The 22,134-nt window shown below is 44.9% G+C and carries 17 protein-coding genes and 2 pseudogenes; 8 read left to right on the top strand and 11 right to left on the bottom strand.

Features of this window, described 5'->3' with window-relative positions:
- Window positions 1-37 precede the first annotated feature (37 nt).
- Complete coding sequence (locus FBY13_RS02420; RefSeq protein WP_063879292.1) at window positions 38-1,648, top strand: FGGY-family carbohydrate kinase; 1,611 nt, start codon at window positions 38-40, stop codon at window positions 1,646-1,648.
- Between the two features lie 130 nt (window positions 1,649-1,778).
- Here the strand turns inward: FBY13_RS02420 and FBY13_RS02415 are convergent.
- A pseudogene (locus tag FBY13_RS02415) lies at window positions 1,779-2,911 on the bottom strand (IS3 family transposase).
- Window positions 2,912-2,974: 63 nt separating this feature from the next.
- Window positions 2,975-4,014 (bottom strand): annotated as a pseudogene (locus FBY13_RS02410) (tyrosine-type recombinase/integrase); the annotation flags it as partial.
- 549 nt (window positions 4,015-4,563) lie between these two features.
- Here FBY13_RS02410 and FBY13_RS02405 point away from each other — a divergent pair.
- The 4 genes from FBY13_RS02405 to FBY13_RS02390 all read left to right on the top strand — a co-directional run bounded on the left by FBY13_RS02405 (window position 4,564) and on the right by FBY13_RS02390 (window position 6,531).
- The gene (locus tag FBY13_RS02405; RefSeq protein ID WP_145393380.1) at window positions 4,564-5,553 is read left to right on the top strand and encodes a DUF6387 family protein; all 990 of its coding nucleotides are present in this window, start codon (window positions 4,564-4,566) and stop codon (window positions 5,551-5,553) included.
- A gap of 149 nt (window positions 5,554-5,702) precedes the next feature.
- Window positions 5,703-5,909, top strand: coding sequence for an AlpA family transcriptional regulator (locus FBY13_RS02400; RefSeq protein ID WP_145393379.1), 207 nt, complete (start codon window positions 5,703-5,705; stop codon window positions 5,907-5,909).
- Between the two features lie 32 nt (window positions 5,910-5,941).
- Window positions 5,942-6,172 (top strand): hypothetical protein, encoded by a 231-nt coding sequence (locus FBY13_RS02395; protein WP_127353487.1) that lies wholly within the window; start codon window positions 5,942-5,944, stop codon window positions 6,170-6,172.
- Window positions 6,173-6,255: 83 nt separating this feature from the next.
- Complete coding sequence (locus tag FBY13_RS02390; RefSeq protein ID WP_145393378.1) at window positions 6,256-6,531, top strand: hypothetical protein; 276 nt, start codon at window positions 6,256-6,258, stop codon at window positions 6,529-6,531.
- A 149-nt stretch (window positions 6,532-6,680) separates the two neighbouring features.
- Here the strand turns inward: FBY13_RS02390 and FBY13_RS02385 are convergent, their stop codons facing one another.
- The 3 genes from FBY13_RS02385 to FBY13_RS02375 form a co-directional block, all read right to left on the bottom strand.
- A complete protein-coding gene (locus tag FBY13_RS02385) occupies window positions 6,681-7,739 on the bottom strand; it encodes a ParA family protein (protein WP_145393377.1) in 1,059 nt (352 codons plus the stop codon).
- Between the two features lie 279 nt (window positions 7,740-8,018).
- The gene (locus FBY13_RS02380; protein ID WP_145393376.1) at window positions 8,019-8,393 is read right to left on the bottom strand and encodes a hypothetical protein; all 375 of its coding nucleotides are present in this window, start codon (window positions 8,391-8,393) and stop codon (window positions 8,019-8,021) included.
- Window positions 8,380-8,895: a replication/maintenance protein RepL gene (locus tag FBY13_RS02375; protein WP_145393375.1), complete on the bottom strand. Its 516-nt coding sequence runs from the start codon at window positions 8,893-8,895 to the stop codon at window positions 8,380-8,382. Before FBY13_RS02375 ends, FBY13_RS02380 begins: the two co-directional genes overlap by 14 nt.
- A 1,413-nt stretch (window positions 8,896-10,308) precedes the next feature.
- On the opposite strand from FBY13_RS02375, the gene FBY13_RS02370 reads away from it, so the two are divergent.
- The gene (locus FBY13_RS02370) at window positions 10,309-10,884 is read left to right on the top strand and encodes a replication/maintenance protein RepL (RefSeq protein WP_145393374.1); all 576 of its coding nucleotides are present in this window, start codon (window positions 10,309-10,311) and stop codon (window positions 10,882-10,884) included.
- Window positions 10,885-11,070: 186 nt separating this feature from the next.
- Here FBY13_RS02370 and FBY13_RS02365 read toward each other — a convergent pair whose 3' ends face one another.
- The 3 genes from FBY13_RS02365 to FBY13_RS02355 are packed head-to-tail and all read right to left on the bottom strand — an operon-like array spanning window position 11,071 to window position 16,133.
- Window positions 11,071-11,406 (bottom strand): hypothetical protein, encoded by a 336-nt coding sequence (locus FBY13_RS02365; protein WP_072628443.1) that lies wholly within the window; start codon window positions 11,404-11,406, stop codon window positions 11,071-11,073.
- Window positions 11,407-11,429: 23 nt separating this feature from the next.
- Entirely contained in the window at window positions 11,430-15,677 is a 4,248-nt protein-coding gene (locus FBY13_RS02360) for an RHS repeat-associated core domain-containing protein (RefSeq protein ID WP_145393373.1), read from the bottom strand.
- 18 nt (window positions 15,678-15,695) lie between these two features.
- Window positions 15,696-16,133, bottom strand: a complete 438-nt coding sequence (locus tag FBY13_RS02355) for a DcrB-related protein (protein ID WP_145393372.1) — start codon at window positions 16,131-16,133, stop codon at window positions 15,696-15,698.
- A 413-nt stretch (window positions 16,134-16,546) separates the two neighbouring features.
- Here FBY13_RS02355 and FBY13_RS02350 point away from each other — a divergent pair, with 413 nt between their 5' ends.
- Window positions 16,547-16,831, top strand: a complete 285-nt coding sequence (locus FBY13_RS02350) for a hypothetical protein (protein WP_145393371.1) — start codon at window positions 16,547-16,549, stop codon at window positions 16,829-16,831.
- A 98-nt stretch (window positions 16,832-16,929) separates the two neighbouring features.
- Window positions 16,930-17,505 carry a hypothetical protein gene (locus FBY13_RS02345; RefSeq protein WP_145393370.1) on the top strand — a complete coding sequence of 192 codons (576 nt, stop codon included), beginning with the start codon at window positions 16,930-16,932 and terminating at the stop codon, window positions 17,503-17,505.
- 57 nt (window positions 17,506-17,562) lie between these two features.
- Here FBY13_RS02345 and FBY13_RS02340 read toward each other — a convergent pair whose 3' ends face one another.
- The 3 genes from FBY13_RS02340 to FBY13_RS02330 form a co-directional block, all read right to left on the bottom strand.
- Window positions 17,563-17,952 (bottom strand): hypothetical protein, encoded by a 390-nt coding sequence (locus FBY13_RS02340; protein ID WP_145393369.1) that lies wholly within the window; start codon window positions 17,950-17,952, stop codon window positions 17,563-17,565.
- Window positions 17,945-18,766 (bottom strand): hypothetical protein, encoded by an 822-nt coding sequence (locus FBY13_RS02335; RefSeq protein ID WP_255474407.1) that lies wholly within the window; start codon window positions 18,764-18,766, stop codon window positions 17,945-17,947. Before FBY13_RS02335 ends, FBY13_RS02340 begins: the two co-directional genes overlap by 8 nt.
- 127 nt (window positions 18,767-18,893) lie before the next feature.
- Window positions 18,894-22,133, bottom strand: a complete 3,240-nt coding sequence (locus FBY13_RS02330) for a type I restriction endonuclease subunit R (protein WP_145393367.1) — start codon at window positions 22,131-22,133, stop codon at window positions 18,894-18,896.
- Window position 22,134 lies beyond the last annotated feature (1 nt).

Below are 22,134 nucleotides of genomic sequence, written 5' to 3'. Positions count from 1 at the left end.
CCGGCAAACAGCAACAATTTTTTCAGGTGAAGAAAGTATGAATAACGAGAATAAAGCGGTTATTGGCATCGATGTCGGTTCAGGTAGCGTTCGTGCAGGCATCTTCGATTTGGAGGGCAGGCTACTGACGCATGCTGTTCAGAAAATTAATGTCTTTCGCCGTTCAGGCAACCGCGTGGAGCAGTCCAGCACAGAAATCTGGCAGGCGATTTGCCATTGCGTCAGACAATCCCTTGAAACGACCGGAATACGCGCTGAAAACGTGGCAGGACTGGGTTTTGATGCGACCTGCTCTCTGGTTGTGGTCGGTGAAAATGGCCGCCCACTCGCCACCAGTGCTGACGGTAATGCCGATCAAAATGTCATCGTATGGATGGATCACCGGGCGACCCGGCAGGCAGAAAGAATCAATGCCACCCAACATTCTGTACTGAAATATGTGGGGGGGAAAATTTCACCGGAGATGGAAACACCCAAAATTCTCTGGCTGAAAGAAAATCGCCGCGAGGTTTACGATAACGCCTGGCAATTTTTCGACCTGGCAGACTATCTGACCTGGCGCGCTACAGGCGATCTGACGCGCTCCATTTGTACCGTCACCTGCAAATGGACATGGCTTGCCCATGAAAACCGATGGGACCCTGACTACTTCCGTACGATTGGACTGGGCGATTTGGCTGATGAAGATTTCAGACGTATCGGCCAAAAAATGTCCGCGCCAGGTATGCCTTGTGGTGATGGTCTGACTGAAGACGCGGCCCGTGAAATGGGACTGTTGGTCGGTACTCCGGTTGCCATTGGCATGATTGATGCGCATGCGGGAGGGATCGGTACGGTCGGCGTTGCTGGCGGGGCATTAAGCAATCTGGCCTATGTCTTCGGTACCTCTTCCTGCACCATGACCAGCACCCGGGAGGCGGTTGCCGTACCAGGCGTGTGGGGGCCTTACTACTCTGCAATGGTTCCCGGTTACTGGCTGAATGAAGGTGGTCAAAGCTCTGCGGGGGCAGCAATAGATCAACTAGTGGCGATGCACCCTATAGGGGCTAAAGCAACGGAAATGGCCGCGAAAGCAGGCATATCATTACCGGTATTTCTCGCCAATCTGGCGCAGGAGAAATCTGTGACGACTTCTGCTGCCGTTGAGCTGGCTGAAGGCATTTATGTTGTGCCTGAATTTCTGGGAAATCGCGCGCCGTTCGCCGACCCACATGCCCGCGCCATCATTGCCGGACTGGGGATGGAACGCGATCTGGATAGTCTGGTTGCGCTTTATGTCGCCGGCCTTTGTGGTATCGGCTATGGCCTGCGCCAGATCGTCGATACACAAGAAGCACAGGGCATAAAAACGGACAGCATCGTCATTAGCGGCGGGGCTGGACGTCATCCACTGGTGCGTCAGATTCTGGCAGATGCATGCGAATTACCGGTCATCTCAACCACGTGCAGCGAACCCGTTCTGCTTGGTTCTGCCATTCTGGGGGCCGTGGCAGCAAATATTGCACCATCCGTCGTAAGTGCGATGAAACAATTTACTCATAAAGATCAGTCTTATTTGGTAAGCGAAACGTACCGCGCAACCCATCAGCGTCGCTATGAAAAGTACCAGCGCTTACAGCAAACGGCCAGAATGCTTCAGACGTCATAATCAGTAATGACATCCTTATAACATCAGGGGCCGGAATAAACGGGACCCCTGCACCCTACAAACAGAGGTTATTATGTCCTAAAGTAATAAACAGTGGATGGGGTTACAAAATTGAATCGCCACGGATAATCTAGACACTTTCGAGTCGTTGGTAATACTGGTTTTCATATTCTGCCGGCGACATCTGATCGCCAGAACCATGCCGACGCTTACTGTTATAAAACATTTCGTAGTATTCAAAAATATTGCTGCGGGCTTCTTCCCGCGTTCCGTAGATCTTTTTCTTTATCCGTTCACGCTTCAGCAACTGGAAAAAGCTTTCTGCAACCGCATTATCATGGCAATTACCGCGATGGCTCATGCTGCTTTCCAGGCCGTGTGATTTCAGGAACGATTGTGTACTGACTGCCCTGACCCGAGCGAACCAGCACCTGTTTTTGGGGATTACGCCGCCATACAGCCATCAGCAATGCGTTCAGGACAATGTCCTTTGTCATCCGGGGTTGCATTGACCAGCCGATAATTTTGCGTGAGAACAGATCAACAACCACGGCAAGATACAGCCAGCCTTCGTGAGTCCTGATATAGGTTATGTCCGTTACGCAACGCTCATCCGGAGTACCCGGATTGAACTGTCGCTGGAGCCTGTTGGGCGACACGATACTGGCCTCGCTTTTACGTGCCTGCGGGCTTCGGTATCCGACCTGAGCTTTTATCCCGGCAGGTTTCATAAGTCGCCAGACTTTGTTGACTCCGCAATGTTGCCCGCTGTCCCGCACATCCAGGTGGATCTTGCGATAAACACAGACGCATCCCGATTCCAGCCAGAACTGTTTGATCTGTCCTGTCAGTCTCAGGTCTACCTGATAGCGTTGTGAATGCAGTTGCTGAAGCCAAGCGTAAAAGCCACTTGGATGAACATCCAGCAACCGACAGAGCAGGCGAACAGGCCAGCTACCGGTGTTGTCACGGATAAAGACGTACCTCAGTCGGACAGCTTTGCGAAGTACGTCGTGGTTTTTTTAATATGTCCCGTTCGTCGGTAACCTGCTTCAGTTCTTTCTGGAGACGGCGGATCCCGGCCTGAGCATCTGACGGTTCTTTATTAGTGGATGAGTCCGGAACATACTTCTTTATCCAGGCGTAAAGGCTGTGAGTGGTGATATCGAGACGTGTTGCAACGCTGGAAACAGAATGACCACTATCGACAACCTGTTTGACTGCTTCAATTTTAAACTCTTCGGGATAACGCTTACCACTCATGGGCACCTCTCTTTAAGCCATCTTAAATGACTCTGAGGTGTCTGTTAAACCTGTGGCGATTTATTGTGCCTCAATAGCATCAGGTCGATAACCCATTTCGTTCAAACGGGTACTGCCTGTGGTTCGTGTTGCATGTGGGCTATACGTTCCGCTCCAGCCGAGGTTTTTCAGTAGCTGGCGCAGTGAGTGCGGTGTCATCGGGCCACGCGGGTTATCTCGCCCCGGGAAGATATGCTGTTGATGCCCGGTTAATCCCTGTAGTGTTCTGAGCATGTTGACCGCTTGTGAGAGAAGGGGAATAACATGTTCTCTGCGAGCTTTCATGCGCGCAGCCGGAATGGTCCACAGTGCATTACCAAGATCGAATTCTGCCCATTCAACCTCGGTGGCTTCGGCTGGTCGCGCCAGCGTCCACCACATAAGCCACATGCAATAGTTAACCTGATACGAGCCACGTCTGTTATCAAAACAGCTTAATAGCTTCCCGATTTGCTGAGGATTTAGTGCCTGTTTGTGCTGTGTCTTATTAGCCGGAAGGGCCTTGCGCACAGGCCATACGGGATCGCTATCAGCTTTAAGCGTCGCGACTGCCAACTCAAAAACTGATGAAATGGTGCGACGGGCTTCAGCGGCAACAGTCGGTGCTCCTCGTTTAGCCGTTTCCTGAAGTATTTTTAGAATGTGGTGCGGGGTTATTTCCCTGACAGGGAGCTTACCGATTGCGGGGAAAACCACACGTTCAAGCATATCCAGTCGCCGCGTTTCGGTGATTTCGGCCCAGTCTTTCATCTGTAACCATTCTTTAGCAATAAGCTCAAAGGTATTGGATGCCTCGTTGTCCTTGCGGGTCTTATCTAACTGACGAGCCGAGTGTCAGGCTAACTCCATCTGCGACTTGCTTACGCGCTTGCTCGCATTTCTCGCGGGCTTCTGCAAGTTTGACCGTCGGGTATTCACCCAGCGCAAACATGCTGTATTTACCGTTGAGTTTACACCGATAACGCCATGCCTTTTTGCCATTGGGTTTCACTTCAAAGTGAAGGCCATTAATTTCATTGAGCCGATAGCGGCCTGGCAGTGCGGCAGTGCGTATCAGTGAGCATAGCGGGGCCTTGTTTATTTCTTATGCCGTTATTGGACCCACGTAAAATGAGATGGAAGAATGTTGTACTCATCCATGTACTCATATTTGAATGCGATGTTACGAGATGAATTGGGATCTTATGAAATGAAAAATCCACGCAACGGCGTGGATTTAAGGGTATTTGCGATGTTTATGAGATTCAATAAAACCTCATAAGGCAATAAGGGCGATTTTTAGACGTTAAACAGTGATTTTTGTGTTATGTTATTGATTTTTATGTATTATTTATTTAAGATAATTTTTTGTACTCATAATTGTACTCATTTTAAAGTCGGCTCGCATTCGTAATGCGAGGGTCGTAGGTTCGACTCCTATTATCGGCACCATTAAATCAATGGGTTACGAAATTATCTTTCATAAAATATTCCCATTTTTCTCTGGCGTACTTATTTAGCACGGTATAGCTCCTTACCATCATCCCCCATATGAAAGCATTAGCCTTTGACCGTTGGCTGAAATGTTGATGTTGCATATAGTGGTTGCCTGTCTGTTGATCATGAGATCGTTGATGCCAAAGATAACCCAAAAACAAAAGGTAGAGTTGACCAGGTGGTTTAAACCGGGCAACTATCTGGCGCTGAAAGACCTGACCCTCTGGGAACTGTACTATGAATTCGTTCTTAGGCGTGAAATGCATGAACGATATCAGGAAGCGGCTGAGTCCCCGGATGCTGAGTGGTTGCTGCCAGATGTGAACAAGAGTCAGGAAAAGCTGATTTTTGGTGGTAACCCGATACTTATCAAAAATGTCAATTTCATTGAGTCAGAGGATTTACTTGATGATTTTCATGTAAAACCGCTTACAGTTAAGCGGGTAAATTTGTTGATACGCAATATCAAAAAAGTGGCGGGTGTGCAATCCGACAAGCACAATAGCCTGGCACCAGAACAAACAGACATGCTTGAAATGTCATTTACTCGATTTAATCTGGAAAGTTTAACAAAAGGGGCTGAAAAATCAGCCAACACTGGTCGTGAGATTAATCCTGCGCTTAAAAACATGTGGGAACGCCGGATAAAGAAGGCCAGGGAACAGATCTACCTGCAAATCGATTTAGGAGCCTCAACGGATAACCAGATCATAGGTTCAATCACTCATTTGCTGCCACAATGGCGAAAGGTGATGGAAGTAGAATCACCAAAGCTCCCTTCCTATGGTTTTGGTGAAGTTATGATCCAAAAGCTGATCAACTTCAACGTGATCCCAATGCTTGACCTGATGTATTTTGCGAAGCGCAATGGCTTCAAGTATAGCGATAAGGACATAGAGCAACTCTTGTATCCCTGGGGAGTAGAAAATCCTCGTGACTATGTCCAAATCCGGGAAACCGACAGGCCGATGGCTGAAAGAGCGCTACTGGATGAATTTGATAACCTGTTTACGGCATTTATGTATAAAAAAACAGGACACACACACAAAACTATCAACGAAATCCTGCATGATATAGCTGTACAACAGGCAGCAGCCAGAGGCGACTCATCTACCACTATTGATTAAAAAAATCAAGGGATCGGCCAAAAAAACCATCCCTTGTAAACACACTAATCCCCCCATTCCACGGAAAATCTTTTTTGTCACGTCACAATTTTTAAACACTTCAAAACCGTAAACTTCTCCTCATCAACACAGCACAGGAGAAAAATATAATGAACAAAAACTGCACAACATTAATTCGCTTGCCAGAAGTAATAAAAAGAACAGGCGTAAGCAGGACAACGATTTACCGGTTGATAAATAAAAAAGCGTTTCCACTTCCAGTAAAAATAAGTGAGAAGACAATCGCCTTTGTTGAAAGTGAAGTGAATGACTGGATTGAAAACCTGATTAATTCTTCACGCAATAAAGCAGCATAATTTAAATTAACATAAAAATAAAAGAGGTATCTATGAGTACATTAATTAAAAAAGCAACAAGAGAAATGGATAAACTGGACTGGGGTTATTTGGATATACTAGCAGAGTACTTATACACTCCGCACTGGATTGCCGATTTCGACGATAAAAAGAGCAAGTTTTACAATATAATCATAATCTATCGTGATCTTGATCGATTTGGTCAGGAATCACTGAAAAGTTATCTGGCGTATAGAAAAAACAAAATCATTTCAGAGCGTTAATAATATAACAGCAGAATTTAAAAATGGTGAGTAAACGCCATATGGCTGGCGTTTGCCTGAAATAAACAATGGGAGAAACAAAGATGAAAACATTTTATATAAGAAGCTTATGTTTTAAAATTGAAGTAAATGTTTTAGATGAGTTTTATGAAGAGGAACTAAGACATGCAGTGAGACGGGGTTTGGATAAATGGGTTACGGATACAGGGATCTGGAAACGGACAAACAAACAGAAAAAAGCGTCTGACAAAATAACTTTGCAGGATTATTTAAATAAATATGCGATCAAGGAATCGCATGTTAACGCAGTAGAGATTAAAGTAAAGATCATTTGGGATATGCCGTGGGCTAGGCAATAATGTGGAACAGCCCGAGATGGCCTTTCTCACGCTTTCTATACCCAAAAGTACTATTGTATCTACTTCCCTAGCCATTTTAGTGTGGTTTTTAGAAAACATTAGATACGTCACTTCGAAGTGCACCTTATAAAGGGCGCACTTTTTCACTATTAAAAATTATTTATTATGTGATCAGCCAAGTTATCATATTCATCAGCCATTTCATTCATAAGATCTATTTGATTAACTGCCCATTGCCCTCTGCCACGAAGAGCATTCGTTGGTCTGACCCGAGACAGATAGCGAATAGGTATATTTTGGATAATACTATCAGGAGCCATAACGTTGAGATCCTCAATCTTTCCAACTGGCTCATAATCAGAAAAATCTGGAACAGCTTCGTAAGATGAAATTCGTGAAAGCTGAGGGATCATATTTTCTTCAATAGCTCTTCTTATTGAGCGATGATGGACAGCATCGGCACCAACCTCTTGTTTGATACCATTCTGCTTTCTTGTGTCGAAACCATTGAATATCCAGCCACCAAATTTAGGCATTCCTTTGTGGGACACAACATTATCGCGAGGATTACCAGTTAGATACCTTTCCTTACCCTGTTCCCAATCACGTATGAATGATGGCAACATCTCTCCAATAAGCCCTACACAATATGAAGAGAATAAATCAGGTGTGCATGGAACTAAGAAGTAATCCGAACAGTACAATGATGATCTGACAAGAGTATTAAATGAAGGGGGTAAATCTATTAGGACATAATCATAATCGATTTCATTTTCTTCTGATGCTTTCTTAGTGATCAATTCTGGCAAGATAAAACGATATAAGCCTGCACCACTTATAACATCAGTACCTACGTTTAAAATATCGGAAAAGGTGTTGAGCCAAAAATCGCCAGGAACAATATGTAAGATACCTGCATCTGTCTTAGTCTTTGGCTCAGTTGTATATACTTCACCTATAGTATTTTGTTGTATGTAAGGTAATGCAAATGCTTTAACTGTTTTACCAAAAGGGAAATCATCAGAAGCTACTAACAACTCAGAAAACTCTTCATCTCCAATACATGCAATCGAGAGATTACATTGAGGGTCAAAGTCTATTAATAAAACACTTTTTCCTTTATCTGCTAGTGATACAGCAAGATTCCAAATTATAGTTGTTTTACCAACGCCACCTTTGTTATTAAAAACTGATATGGTTTTTGCCATTTGTAGTCCTTATTTTCATTTCAATGAATTTCTACAGAAAATTTTAATTAATGAAAATCAGTCTCTGACATGTATATGTAAAAATCGAATATTTTCTAGACTAGCACAAAGCATATGGTTATTCATTAAATTTTTGGTCGATTGGAATCACTCATAAGCAAAAGTAAATTGTGCAAACTCAGAGCATCATACGTCCTGCCGATCCAACTTCCGCTTCGCTTAAAGCGATCGGTCAGCCTCAACAATCGTCAGGAGTGTAGTATACCGCTTTGTAGTTTGTTATTGGCTGATTATACTTAGAATCTGCCAATTATCAAAAAGCTCTACCAGAACCGCTTCCAGCGCTGCTGGTTGCAACATACTGGACAGGTAAAGCTCCTCCGTTCCGGTTTTGCCTGTAAGGTCTTCTCGAACTGCTACCATGACAGTGCTAAGGATCTGGTCTTTACATGACAGTAGTTTTTCTTTGTCTAAAAAGTGAAACTGACGACCGGAGAAAATCATTCTCAAGTAGTTTAGATAATTATTCTGAAACTGGTCATGGCTGATGCCATTAACCGAGTGATAACGAATAAGTGATTTTGTTATGACGTTGGCTATACCGTCTTCGTCGGTATGAATGTTTAGTATTTCGTTTATTTCATTTTTTAGCATTTTTATCTCCATTTTTTATTTTTATTTCTTCGATAAATCTGGCTCTGTCTCCATTAAACACCACCGCAGGATTGATATAGTAAATGTACTTTGATTTGCTTGGCGCTATGATCTGCTTCTCTATAAGTTCTTTTATTCCACGATAAAAAACAGGATTGGATAAGTTGAAATCACACTGACTTGCTATATCTTTTGCTGTTTCAAAATTCATATAAATCTGATCTTTACCAATCGCGTCTGAAATGGAAAAGAGAAATATGTAAAATAGCTTATTACCTGTCAGAGACAGATCAAAGAGAACACGGATTTTGGAAATGAAAAGCTTAACGAACTTCTCTTTATCAACTTCCTGTATAGAGTGAATGACACTTTCGTATCGTTCTCCCTCTGGTGATTCAAATTTTTCTCCACGAGCTACTGTTCTTCTTTTATCTTTCGTCTGGATCTCAATGCCGTTTTGCAATATAAATGGGTTCTTATCATAGGTGTTGTTATTCATCATAGTTCCTTTTTTGTTATTATAATATACATATATAACTATGGTTTTTGAAATGTCAAATATATTTTGAAGTGTTTTCTTCATTTTAATGATCAGGAATGAAGAGAAATACAACAAACCCGAAGAGAAAAAGAACAAACCCGAAGAAAGATCTACAAACCCGAAGAAAAATCAACAAACATGAAGAAGATTAATTTTTAATGCGTTGTTTTATATGAATATTTTTATCTTAAGAAGTATAAGAAATATAAGATCTAAGAGGACAACAGGAATCCTGTGTGATCTTAATATCGCCACAATGAGGTTCCGACTGGAATAAGTTTACTTAAACTGGACATCCCGCCAGTTTTTATTTATCAGGAAAACGTTTTCCTTAATTTTTTTATTAAACCCCTACACAACATGAGGTCGTGCCTGTGGGGGTCATGGTAGTTGAAGATCTTCTTTTATCCAGTAACAGAAGACAACAACAGAGCATTTGCTTCTTTGCCTTTTAGGGGCAACCAGCAATGCCTGTATGGGTTGTATGAGTAAAATAATAGTTTTACTGAGCTACATGCTCGCTTGCTCGCACTACGCAAAAATTAAAACCTTGGATAAATGGCTGGTCTTGATTGAGCTAATGCGCTCAATCGCTAAAACCTGGCTCTCGCCCTTTTTATTTAAATTGTGAGAACGTTTTTCTTCACCTGATAAAGTGATTTAGTTCATTTTTATAGTCAGAAATGAAGAAAAGTCTTCACGCGATGAAGAAAATGGTTTCAACAAAAAATCCATGCTATTTAAGTCGTCAGTGCGCGTGAGCGCATAGCGGTTTTGCTGACAGCAGGAAGCAAAAACAAGACAGCTTTCTTTATCAAAGGGTTTTGATTTTAAAGCAGTATATGAGCAAGAGAATGTGCTGCATAGAAAAACTAATTAAATAACAAACCATCAGTCCCTGGTCTGCTGGTTGCCCCTAAAAGGCAAATAAGCAGAGTCCAGGGTTTTGTGTTCTGAAAAGAGAGGTAATGAATATGAACCCCAATGAAACGGCGCAACAGCCGTGTTGGGTTACTTAAAACAAAAGAAAACCATCTTGTTTTTCACTTTATAAAATCAATAAAGAACATCTCTCGCTTCACTCTATATTAATAATGAAGAAGAAAACTGCTCTCAGGCCGCTTTAAATAAGGATCGTTACTGTCAGGTCTTGCAGATTAAACTGTCAGGATCAGTAATGTAATCTGTCATTATTTATTGTTTCCTGACAGATCGAAAATGAACTGTCAAAAACATTGCTATTGTTAGCATTTAAAGTATCGATAAAAAGAACTTGAATTGTCAGAAATAAATTTGATTTTGACACTTGACATATTTTATTATGTTTGCAATACATAACTAACCATCCGAATAAAAATAAAAAAGGTAGAAAAAATGAATGATTTTAATATTTCAGTAATAAAAGAAAAAGAAGATTCAAAGTTAAGAAAATCAAGAAGAGGATTGCCAAGATACAAAAGAAATCCATTCTTGCAAAACACCAGTAATAATACGAAGAGTGGATCACGAAGGATCACAACTGGTAAAGATAGATTGCTAGTTATTAATGAAAATACCGGAGAACAGTTAGCAGGTGCTGGCTTCTTTCAATGGCAGGAAGTGGATAAAACACAATTTTTAAAACTATACATAAACGGAGTAAAAGCGTTAACTGAACTTACCGGAGCCGGAACTAAGGTGTTTGAAATTTTGTATAGAACGGTTCAGGAGTTCAAAGATACGGACAGAGTTTTCCTTGCTTATGAACTTGTAGATCAAGACATAGTGAAGATTTCGGAGTCAACGTATTACCGAGGAATGAAAGAGCTTGTTAACAAAAGTTTTATTGCTGAAACAACTGTTCAGAACTCTTACTTTATTAATCCTGATTTCATATTTAATGGTGATCGTCTGTCATTCGTTAAATCATATATTTTAACAAAATCACCCTCGATAAAAGAATTAAAGTAGAATGATGGCTTCACTAAGATAACGAAATATTTGCTATTTGGATTGCAATTGATTGGCTTCGCGAGACTAACGTCTGTCTAAATCCTCAGTTAGTTTCTAGTACTGATGAGGCTGAACAAAGAGCAGTGAAAATTTTAATACAGCCTGCTACAATACATGATTACGCGCAGGCTGTCTGGATAAATTTCAGAAGTCTAAAAAATCATCATTTTCAAGATAATAGTTTAGAGCATCAATAAAATCCTGGTTACTGGCAGAAGGTTTTTGTTCAATTACTGATAAGATTACATCAGCAAATTGCTCACCAGAATAAATATATGATAAACCTCTGCTAGATGCATCTTGCGGATAGACTTCATTATCATTTTCATCTACCTGTGGATAACCGGAAGCCAAATATTCTTTGTCTCCGAATAACTCTCCATCTGCACCATAAATGCAAAAGTTATCATCTTCGCAACGAGTTTTGACCATGATGTCAATTATATCGTTCAATTTAATATGATTACCTTTAATCGACATAGTATCCTCTTTATATTTAGGTCTTAGCTACAAATTTTTCTACCAGTAGGACCATCAAGTTTTCCTTGTCGTCCAGGTTTTCCACCACCCCAAATATCACGTCCACCTTTACCAGTTGGATGATATAAAGCATGATTAGATCTATGATCTGCTCTGTCGACCAGAGTTAGTCTGTTTATATCTTCATGGTGATGCCATGTTAATCCCGAAGGGCTTCTGCTCATATCCCCATCTTTAAGCCAGTCATTCAGTTTTGGATATCTGTTAAGCATATCTTGTCGAAATTCCGGATTCGCCTCCATTTTTTGAACGAAATCTACATTAGCCCTGTTGAACTGGACTGCATCACTGGAATATCGATATTGAGGATCAAGTGAATAATCATGAAAAATATGATATTCACCATTATTTGGCCTATTAGCTAACCCTAACGGATCAATCCAACCCAGAGGATTAGGTGCATACTGATAAAGATTCCAGCCTCCCAGCAATCCTATCGGGTCCTGTACCGTAAACCGCCCAACCTGCGGATCGTAATACCGGAACAGATTATAGTGCAGTCCCGTTTCATTGTCAGCGTACTGCCCGGCATAGCGCAGAGGCTGATGAGCAAGGGCAGTTTGTTGCGTGAATCGGTGGAAACCTTCCGTCTGCCGGGTAACCTCACCAAAGCTCCCGTAATGACCGCTCCACCGAAGCTGTCCCTGTTCATCAGTAATATCCAGCGGTGCACCGTTCAGATCTGTACTGAACCAGAGAATATCTCCGCTATTTTCGTCACACAAGTGGTCAATACGCGCCAGCGGGCTGTATGTTTCGTTCGGGTCGTAAATATATGTCTGGCACTGTCCGTTCTGCTGCTGTTCCTGCAACAGTCGTAAGCGCTGCCAGAGGAAGCGGATTTCCGTGGTGCCGTGTTGTGTGGTAATCGTTTTGCGGGTGCGTCTCCCCAGCACGTCATAGTGGTAGCGTGCCGTAAACCGGCCTTCCGGGCCGGTGCCGTCTGCCTGTATCAACCGGTTTTCTGCGTCGTACTGGTAGTGCTGCTGATACAGGCCACTTCGGCGAAAGACCAGGTTACCCCACCAGTCGTATTTCATAAACAGGTTCTGCCAGTGCGTGAGACGGTTATCCGCGTGTGGCAGGGCAGGGAGGTCATTATCCGGCAGCAGGTTATCCGCAGCGTCGTAGCGGAACGTTCGGGTGCTGTGACCCGGACGGGCTTCGTAGTGCCTGAGAAGACGACCTTCCTCATCATAGCCATAAATTGTGTTGCCACGGAGGGTGTCACTGACGTCTGACAGTTCTCCCCGCCCGGTGTAGTTGAAGGCGCGTTCGAAGATTGTCTGTTCCGGCAGGTCGGGTGTGAAGCTGCGTTGCCGGGTACGTCTGCCCAGACTGTCATACTGGCGGGTCTGTTCACGGGTTCCCTGAGTGCGGGCCACCTCCCTGTGAAGGCGGTCGCGTGTAAATTCGGAGATGATTTGCTGACCGAAGCGGATGGCGCTGACGTGGCCGGAACCGTAATGCAGCCAGCTTATCTGCTGGCCGCCGGGCAGGGTCAGCGCAGTGAGATTACCCAGAACGTCATACGCAGAATGTAGTTCACCGTTGACTCCCTTTTCAGCGAGCAGGTTTCCTGCCGCGTCAAAGGTAAACTGAATTTCATCTTCTTCAATTCCCAGCGCCATGCCATCGGCGGTTGGCTTGCGAGTCAGGCCGGTAAGCTGCCCGCTGTTTTTACGCTGGTAATGGTACTGAGCATCGCGGGTAGTACGTGTGGTCAGCAGGCCGCTGCTGTCATAGCTGAACTGCTGAGCGCGTCGCGGGATGCCGCCATCGTCGTCAGGCCTGCCGCTTTCCATAAGCGTGGTGAGCAGTCCACGCGTGTTCCATTGCATCTGCCGGCAGGTGTCGTCCGGGCGGGTTTCGCTCAGTAGATGGCCTGTCGGGTCATAAGTAAAACGGTACTCGCCACCGTTGCCGTTTTCTAGACGCAGCAAATTGCCTCTCGGGTCATGGTGCCAGCGGCGGGTTCGTCCCGTGCGGTCGGTAACGCTTTCTGGCAGTCCAAGCGCGGAATACTGCCAGCGAACCTCACTTTCCAGCGGGTCTCGCCAGGCCGCAAGTTGCCCGTGCTCGTTCCATCGTAACGTTTCATTACTGCCATCTGCCCGAATTACGGCGGTAAGCTGGCCTGCATCGTTCCATTCGCGGCGTGTGAGGTTGCCTTCTGCGTCCTCACTGGTGATAAGCTGACCGAACCGGTCATACGTAAAGCGGGTCACGCTGCCGGAGCAGTCAGTGCGTTGCGTCAGCAATCCCTGACGGTTCCATTCCAGCATCACGTCACCGCCCCTCGCATCGGTGATGCGATCCGATAGCGTTTCTTCGTCGTCAGGGTAGTGATACGTGGTGGTGTGATTCAGTGCATCGGTTTCCGACAGCAGGCGACCGTTCAGGTCATACACAGACTGAGTGGCTGTTGAATCCGGGAAAACCGTGCGCGCGATGCGATCAGTGTTTCTGAACCAGTAGTACTCAGTGGTGCGTCCTGCCGGGTCAGTTTCTGACGTGAGGCGGCCATAACGGTCCCACTGACTGCGCCGCATGGCTCCATCGGGTAGAATAATGTCGCACAACTCGCCATCACGACAGACGAAGCCGGTCTGGCGACCGTCATAATCTGTGAAACGTGCAACATTGTCATCGTCGTCAAGCAGCCAGTGTGCCTGTGCGCCATCTTCGCGGGTAGCGCGGCGGGTGCCGTTTTCAAAATCGTAATCAAAAGTAAGCTGCTCACCCGCGCTGTTGCGGTAAGCCAGCACGCGGGGCAGTCCGTCAAGGCTCTGCCAGAGATACTCGTTCAGCAGACCGTTGCTGTCCTCATGGCTGCGCAGTAAATCCGTACCGTCCCCGTCGTCATACCAGCTGAAACGGCGGCGTAACTGACCGCCACGTCCGGTGACGCTAATCAGCCGGGCCTTGTCATCATAATCGTAGCTGACCAGACAAATCTCATCGTCCAGCCAGGCTCCGGCAAGGCGAACCTGTCCGCTGACGGTCTGATAACGGCAGACCACGCGCTGTCCGGCGCTGTCGGTGAGCGCATGCAGCATGTGGTCGTCGTTCCAGCCAAAAAGAATATCGTTACCACAGGGTTCGGTGAGTCGCAGCGGCAGGGAAGGGGAATCGTCCCGCAGGGATGAGTAATGCCAGCGTTCGCCACCGATGTCATACACTGACCAGGTATCATCCTGATGGTGTTCCAGCCAGCGTTTTTCTGTTTCGCAGAAGGTACGCTTCCCTTTCGGCACGAGAGGAAATGACACGTAATCGCCGGACGGTGCACGCCACACCAGCCCGTCCTGGTATTTTTCCAGTCGCGTTTCCCAGAAAAGTGACCAGCCACGGCCCAGTACGCTGTCGCCGGGATTGCCACTGCGCCAGTAACGCTGCCAGACAACCGGCAGACGGGACGGTAATACAAAGTCCAGATCGTTATCACCGGACAGGAATTTCTGCCCACTGACGATATCAACCGGGCGGGCGATGATGCCCACGGCGGCGGCGCTGGTCATCAGCACGCCAGCGCGGCAGGCGACGCGGGCCAGTTTGTTGATACCCGGGATTTTACTGAACAGTCTTCCCAGCGCACCGACTTTGCCTGCCGCTCCGCCCGCTCCACCAAGCAGTCCGGCAAATAACAGCGTCAGGTCAGAGGCTTTATAGAGCCATTCCGGGACTTCTGACTGTATTGGCAGTGTCTGTTGCGGCTCACCGCCGATAATCACATCTGCGGAACCGGTCATGACCTTTCCACCACAGGTGGTCTGATCGCCGAGACGGGCAGCAGGCAGGCCATTGATGTACACGCGTGAGGAGCCTTCGGCCATCTGCTGTGAGCCAGCATCTTTAGCGCATTCCACCATGCTGTCGGTGGCAAGGGCGGCAGGTCTGCCATTAATGAACACGTTGTGAGAGCCGGTGGCGATAATGCCTTCCTTCTCCATACTGGCGGCCCCGGCATCCGCAATGCTGTCCCTGGCCTTCGTTGCCAGTTCGCCCGTAAAATACCCCACCGCCAGGCTGGCTCCGACCAGAAGCACACCAATGCCCAGGCATGATGCACCGATACCGGCAATCATCAATGCCCCGGCGGCGATACCCCCTGCTGCGGCAATCAGTCCACCGACAATCGTTCCGGCAATCATCCCTGCCAGCGCATGAGAATGGCCGATATCATCACCCACGCGTGCCGCTTCGAACATAACAACGTTCCTTAATTGTCAGGTGTTAAAAGAAAAGCTGGCAAGCAGCGCATGGAACTGTTGACTGTCTCCGTCCGTCAGTATCGCGGTGCAAAACACAGTGAACACCAGAATATGGTTTGCAGACGTGTTAAATACCGCCTGTTGCTGGAAGACCCGTTTACCGTCACGCAGATAGCTTGCATGCACACATTCACCCTGCAAGAGGTTATTGCCGAGCACAGCAGGCACCCGTTTAGTTTGCTTCCAGTCTTTCAGATGCTTCTGCATCAGCGTTAACTGCCGGTCAATATAACCTGACAGCGTCTCGCCATCATTCATCGAATCGCGGGAGATGTTAAAGGCTGGCGTGTTCTCACCGGGCAGGGTAAAGACATTTACGGTGCGATCCTGATAGTGGTCAGGAAGGGTGATGTGGCCTTCGGTAAAAACGCAGAGTGGGAGATTATCAGACATTGAGCAGCTTCCATATGCATCAGGACGGTTTAAGTGTGCCACAGGGCCAGGCAGCTTGCTATACAGAGGTTTCATTTACTTACCAAAGGTAAATGTTCTGAGATAAGTATCGGTTCAGCAACAGGCTGATTCAGCCGATGCCCGCTTTCGGAGTGCAAAAGCAGTCAATTAATCACACATTTCATTAACTTATTGATCTGTAATATCGATCGATATTAACCTTTTTAATAGGTGATAACGATTAATAACTCTCTATCGATCGGTGATTAATTGTCTAAATCGATCGATATATTAATTTTGATAGCCTTTAACTATTATAAGTTATGTTTTTGATCGATAAAAACGATATGACAGGCCCTTTGTTCAGATCAATTATATCAATTACTTAGAGTTAATCTGGCGAGGAAAAGAGCATGTCAGAATGTCCATTTTGCGGTACAGAAGTCCAGGGGCATGTATCAGTGTGCAGGGGATGTGGTGCGGAAAGAGTAAAAGGTTATGTCAGCCAGCAGACTATGAAGGGGCTGGTAGTTGGTGGAACGATTATTGGCATTCCTGCGGGATTTGTCATGGCCTATCTCACCAAATCCACCCCAGTAATGGTGATAACTTTGCTCGCGTTAATGCTTGGCCCCTTACTGATTCTGAAATTTAAAACCAAAGATAAAGTCAGTTGGGTTCGTCCGACCGCACGTTAATGGCTTTGCCAACATCAGGGAAAAACACCACCACTCACTGTTCTGAATGAAAATATCAGTTCAGTGAGTTTTTTATAATCCTTTTCAGGCTACTTGAAATGAATAAAACGATCACCGCTTTGTTAGCATCTGCCGCTTTTACGCTCGCAGGTTGTCAACAGTTAAACGATGCAACAGGGAAAGTAGGGCAATCGATCAACTCGTCCTTATCTTCTCTGGGCAATGCGTTAAGTCCTTCCGGTAGTAAAGGTACTACAACAACAGCAGATAACCTTCCTGTTAACACCGTCAGCGGTCTGGGTGCTATCTGTCGCGATTATGAAGCAAATGCTATGGCCGGAAAGAAGAACTGGATTGGTAAGAAAGTCAGCATCAGCAATGCCACTGTTCTGGAAGCTCAGGAAGCTTACGACACGATGAAATACCTAGGTGCGCAGAGAGACCATAAAACTTACGCCATCATCTTCCAGACGCCTGATACAAACTACTGCGGTGGGGCTGTGCTGTTGTCTTACTATGCGGGTCAGGATGACGATATCCTGAAAATCAGGAAAGGACAGAAGATCACGATTACTGGCATTGTATACGATATTGGCGATAGGACATTTAACACGCATAATAACGGCAACATGGCAGGGAAAGTAATCAAGATGCGTGATGGTGTTGTGCGTTAACCTATGATCATTCTATATAAATGCCTTCATTGGGAAGGCTTTTATATGAGGTATGAACTATCGTTCTGACATTTTATTGATAAGCGTTAGTAGTGGTATATAAAATAGTATGGAGATAATAAAAAACGCCAGTTGGATAACATATGCACTTAGTGGTATTTTCAGCACTAGCTGAAAACTTGCATAAAACACAATTGAAAGGATTGATAAAACAAAAACAATCACCTGAAATAATTGGAAGTTGCCATCTTTCTTTTTTGATTCACTAATTAACAATGTTTTTCCAAGTAATTGGCAGTACATGATTGATGTTGCAAGAGAATAGTCAGGTAATTTTAACATATCACTAATATTGTTTTGCATGAATTTTATGACAAAAAGCACTAAAAAAGGCAATAGTACAAATAATGCATCTGCAATGGCACTTGAATAAATAGACTTATTCATTTGATAAATCCATCACAGCTTGCTCAACATTTCCCTGATGAATTACATTTAACACTTTAATAATTTCATCCTTGAAGATGACCATACCGTTAGTACTTTTAACAATTCTTTTTGTCACAATATCGACGAGTAATGCATCACCCGGCCAAAATTGTACATGGTGGTTCCTCCACTTACTAAGCCATGCTTCATCTAAAATTTTAGCACTTACAGGTTTTGATTTTCTCTTAACACTAAGGAAATCCCACTGAGCATTTCCAACATAGTCCGGGCGTCTTATTATTAATAAATCCTTTGAAGGAAACTCAATGATCTTATCATCAAATAATTCGTCTACACTCTTTGGAAATCGAAAGGATTTACTTACTGAACAAAATTTATCGTTTATCCCAAATTCAGTACTATCAGTTGTTGAGAGTTTCTGTGTCCCTTCATAAATCAGTTTTAAACTTTTTGCAATTTCATAATTACTGGCATCACATCCACAGATAGTATCATCGTTAGCAGGGATATTTTGATAAACATTCGCTGAGAAATTTTTTATATCTTCTTGAGTATTTATTTGTCCAATAGTTGATATGGAATTTTCCAATCCTTTAAAAATACCATCCCAGATGCGGAATATATTAAGAAGCTTTTTTTTGTCTGTTATCTTGTGGGTAATATCAGCAATAAGAGAACCTTCTCTTGTTTCCTCTAAACCCGATTCAATGATTAATTCCTCATCGAATCCTTTAATGAATGCTTCATATAATCCGTTAAATCCTCTGACATAGAAGCTCATGGCTTCGAACACCCTTTCTGGATTTTCCATGAGTGTTTTGTCGAAGTCTATCTTGATTGAATATTTTGATGTCATAAGTGAGCCTCAGCCTAAATCACGAAATATTAATTAACATCTAATGTCAAAGGTGAAATTTGTATATTTATGCGCAAAAAGTTTAAGACGTAAACTCTCCTGCTAACAACTCGGCCTGCTTCAAAACTGTTTCCGTAGCCAGCAATGACATATCAGGCGGATAGCCATATTTTTTGAGCAGACGTTTTACCACCACGCGAATTTTCGCTCTTGCCGCTTCTTTCACTGTCCAGTCCAGACTAACATTGTTGCGGATAGCCTCCGTCAGAACGACTGCCAGTTCTCGTAGTTTTTCCTTTTGCATCAGCTCACGAGCGCTGTCGTTATCCGCAACAGCAGAATAGAAGGCGTATTCGTAGGTACTTAGATTTAACTGGCTGGCAAGGCTGTCGAATTCTTGGATAGTCTTGGCAAGCTTGATAAGTTCATCGATCACTTCCGCAGCGGTCAGTACTTTGTTCTGGTAGCCATTGATTGCAGAGGTCAGCATATCAATCAGTTTTTTCCCTTGTGTGATACTCTGGTTCGAGCGAACCTTGATCTCATCAGCAAGCAACTTTTTAAGCGTTTCCAAAGCAATATTTCTATGCTGATAATCCTTCATTTCCTGGAGAAATTCATCAGAGAGCACAGAGATATCCGGCTTCTGTATTCCCGCTGCGTCAAAGATATCAACTACTTTATCTGTGACCAGTGCCTGATCGATAGTCTGTTTTACCCGCACTTCCAGACTGTCATTATGTTCCTCTTCTGAGCCGTCTGGGTTTTCAGTGAATTTATTCAGGCGAGCCTTCACTGCCTGAAAGAATGCGACTTCGGGGGCTGCTTCCATAGCTTTATCATGCGGCGTCGCCAGCGCAAATGCCTGGGACATGGCAGCAACAGCGGCAAGGAAACGCATTTTACCCTTGCCATTATCCAGCCCTAAAATGTGGTTTTCTGATTCAAGGATAATCGTCAGGCGCTGTGAAGTCGTTGCAGTAAAGTAGGCTTTGTAATCGTAGCCATGCATCATGCCTTCCAGAATTTCCAGTTTTTCCTGCATGAGCGTCACGGCTTCTTCCTGAACCTCAGCTGGATCACCCCGTCCTCCGGCATCGGAGTAGAACGACAGGGCTTCTTTTAAATCAGAAGCGATACCGAGATAGTCAACCACCAGACCACCGATTTTATCCTTGTAAACCCGGTTGACGCGGGCAATGGCCTGCATCAGATTATGGCCCTTCATCGGTTTGTCGATATACAGGGTATGCATACTTGGCGCATCAAAACCGGTCAGCCACATATCACGCACTATCACCAGTTTCAGCTTGTCGTCGTCCTCTTTCATTCGGTTAGCCAGAACCTGACGTTCTTTTTTTGTGGTGTGGTGTTTAGCGATTTCTGGCCCATCAGCAGCGGAAGAGGTCATGACGACTTTAATCACACCATCATTTAGATCATCGCTGTGCCACTCAGGTTTAAGGGCCACGATTTCCTTATACAATTCAGCGGCAATACGGCGGGACATGGATACAATCATACCCTTGCCATGATCGGCATTGGACTTTAAGCGTTGTTCGAAGTGCTGGACCATATCCGCCGCAATCGCTTTAATACGTTTTGAACTGCCAATCAGACCTTCGATTCTGGCCCATTTAGAACGTTCTTTCTGGGTAAGTGTCAGCTCGTCCTCATTAAACTCGTCGTCAAACTCTTCGATAAGCTGTCGACCTTCATCACTGATGGCAATTTTCGCTAAGCGGCTTTCATAGAAGATACGCACGGTGGCACCATCTTCTACGGCCTGTGACATATCGTAGATATCGACATAGTTACCAAAAACAGCAGGTGTGTTAACGTCCGTTTTTTCTATGGGGGTTCCGGTAAAACCCAGATAGGTCGCATGGGGTAAGGCATCACGCATATATTTGGCAAAGCCATAAACGGTGCGTTTACCCGTAACGTTGCCTTCGCTGTCTTTGACGTCAATTTCTTTGGCGCTGAATCCATACTGTGAGCGGTGGGCTTCATCAGCGATAACGACAATATTGGTTCTGCCTGACAGCAACTCATAGATATTGCTGCCATCATCAGGCTGGAATTTTTGAATAGTGGTAAACACCACGCCACCAGAGGCTACCCGCAAATATTCTTTGAGTTCCTCTCTGTTATCGGCCTGTTTGGGTGTCTGACGCAGTAGCTGGGTAGCGGAAGAAAACGTACCGAATAGCTGATCATCCAGATCATTGCGGTCAGTGATCACAACGATGGTCGGATTATCCAGAGCCAGCACAATCTTCCCGGTATAAAACACCATCGAAAGCGATTTACCGGACCCCTGGGTATGCCAGACTACGCCTGCTTTGCGATCTCCGGTTTTTTGTGCATTAACGAGATCTTTACTGTTACGTCCCTGTTGGCGGACTGCCACTTCGGCAGAGGGGGAGTCTGCATTTACCGCCGATGCACGAATAGTGGAAAGTACTGCTGCATTGACCGCGTAGTACTGGTGATAAGCCGCCATTTTTTTAACTGTACGGATACTGATAATCCCTTTGTTGTCTTCATGTTTGCTGGCTTCAAACACGATAAAGTGGCGTATCATATCCAGCAGCGTTACAGGATTAAGCAACCCTTGTAATAAAACTTCGAGCTGTGGCTGGGTACTGGTTGCTTGCGTTTTACCATTCGCGGTTTTCCATGTCATATAACGACTGAAATCAGCCGAAACTGTCCCCGCTTTGGCTTCCAGTCCGTCAGAAACCACATTAAAGGCATTGTACGTAAACAGGCCGGGAATCTGGTTCTGATAGGTTTTAATCTGGTTATAAGCGCCCGATACCGTAGCGTTTTCATCCGTTGCGTTTTTGAGTTCAATAACAACAAGCGGCAATCCATTAATAAACAGAATAATATCAGGGCGGCGGTTATGACGGTCTTCCCGGATGGTTATCTGGTTTGCCACCAGAAATTCGTTATTGGCTGGATCGTTAAAATCAATTAACCAGGCCAGTTCGCCCTGGGTATTACCGTCTTTGCTGACTTCGATATTGATTCCTTCGGTCAACAGACGGTGAAACGCCAGATTGTTTGCCATTATTTCAGGTGAACTGATTTGCATCACCTGTTTTAGAGCTTCCTCACACTTCTGTTTACTAAGGTGAGGATTCAGGCGTTGCAGGGCAGTCCGCACTGTATCTTCAAGGATAACCTGCTGATAGCTTCGTAATGGATTGATTCCACTAGGTTCAATGTCCGGGCCGTAAACATATTCATAGCCCAAACCTTGCAGGTGCTCAATTGCCATTACTTCAATATCGGATTCGGTCATCTTTGCCATG

The organism is Pantoea sp. SJZ147, from assembly GCF_007828605.1.
Lineage (GTDB): Bacteria > Pseudomonadota > Gammaproteobacteria > Enterobacterales > Enterobacteriaceae > Pantoea > Pantoea allii.
The sequence above is the reverse complement of the archived record's forward strand: the minus strand, read 5'-3'. Positions and strand labels throughout refer to the sequence as shown.

What these genes read in the sequence shown, in the direction of transcription:
- FBY13_RS02395 (WP_127353487.1), top strand. Translation starts at nt 5,942, where the DNA reads ATGAGTACATTAATTAAAAAAGCAACAAGAGAAATGGATAAACTGGAC.
- FBY13_RS02405 (WP_145393380.1), top strand. Translation starts at nt 4,564, where the DNA reads ATGCCAAAGATAACCCAAAAACAAAAGGTAGAGTTGACCAGGTGGTTT.
- FBY13_RS02375 (WP_145393375.1), bottom strand. Translation starts at nt 8,895, where the DNA reads ATGATGAATAACAACACCTATGATAAGAACCCATTTATATTGCAAAAC.
- FBY13_RS02340 (WP_145393369.1), bottom strand. Translation starts at nt 17,952, where the DNA reads ATGAATAAGTCTATTTATTCAAGTGCCATTGCAGATGCATTATTTGTA.
- FBY13_RS02370 (WP_145393374.1), top strand. Translation starts at nt 10,309, where the DNA reads ATGAATGATTTTAATATTTCAGTAATAAAAGAAAAAGAAGATTCAAAG.
- FBY13_RS02335 (WP_255474407.1), bottom strand. Translation starts at nt 18,766, where the DNA reads ATGGAAAATCCAGAAAGGGTGTTCGAAGCCATGAGCTTCTATGTCAGA.
- FBY13_RS02420 (WP_063879292.1), top strand. Translation starts at nt 38, where the DNA reads ATGAATAACGAGAATAAAGCGGTTATTGGCATCGATGTCGGTTCAGGT.
- FBY13_RS02350 (WP_145393371.1), top strand. Translation starts at nt 16,547, where the DNA reads ATGTCAGAATGTCCATTTTGCGGTACAGAAGTCCAGGGGCATGTATCA.
- FBY13_RS02365 (WP_072628443.1), bottom strand. Translation starts at nt 11,406, where the DNA reads ATGTCGATTAAAGGTAATCATATTAAATTGAACGATATAATTGACATC.
- FBY13_RS02380 (WP_145393376.1), bottom strand. Translation starts at nt 8,393, where the DNA reads ATGCTAAAAAATGAAATAAACGAAATACTAAACATTCATACCGACGAA.
- FBY13_RS02345 (WP_145393370.1), top strand. Translation starts at nt 16,930, where the DNA reads ATGAATAAAACGATCACCGCTTTGTTAGCATCTGCCGCTTTTACGCTC.
- FBY13_RS02330 (WP_145393367.1), bottom strand. Translation starts at nt 22,133, where the DNA reads ATGGCAAAGATGACCGAATCCGATATTGAAGTAATGGCAATTGAGCAC.
- FBY13_RS02400 (WP_145393379.1), top strand. Translation starts at nt 5,703, where the DNA reads ATGAACAAAAACTGCACAACATTAATTCGCTTGCCAGAAGTAATAAAA.
- FBY13_RS02355 (WP_145393372.1), bottom strand. Translation starts at nt 16,133, where the DNA reads ATGTCTGATAATCTCCCACTCTGCGTTTTTACCGAAGGCCACATCACC.
- FBY13_RS02360 (WP_145393373.1), bottom strand. Translation starts at nt 15,677, where the DNA reads ATGTTCGAAGCGGCACGCGTGGGTGATGATATCGGCCATTCTCATGCG.
- FBY13_RS02385 (WP_145393377.1), bottom strand. Translation starts at nt 7,739, where the DNA reads ATGGCAAAAACCATATCAGTTTTTAATAACAAAGGTGGCGTTGGTAAA.
- FBY13_RS02390 (WP_145393378.1), top strand. Translation starts at nt 6,256, where the DNA reads ATGAAAACATTTTATATAAGAAGCTTATGTTTTAAAATTGAAGTAAAT.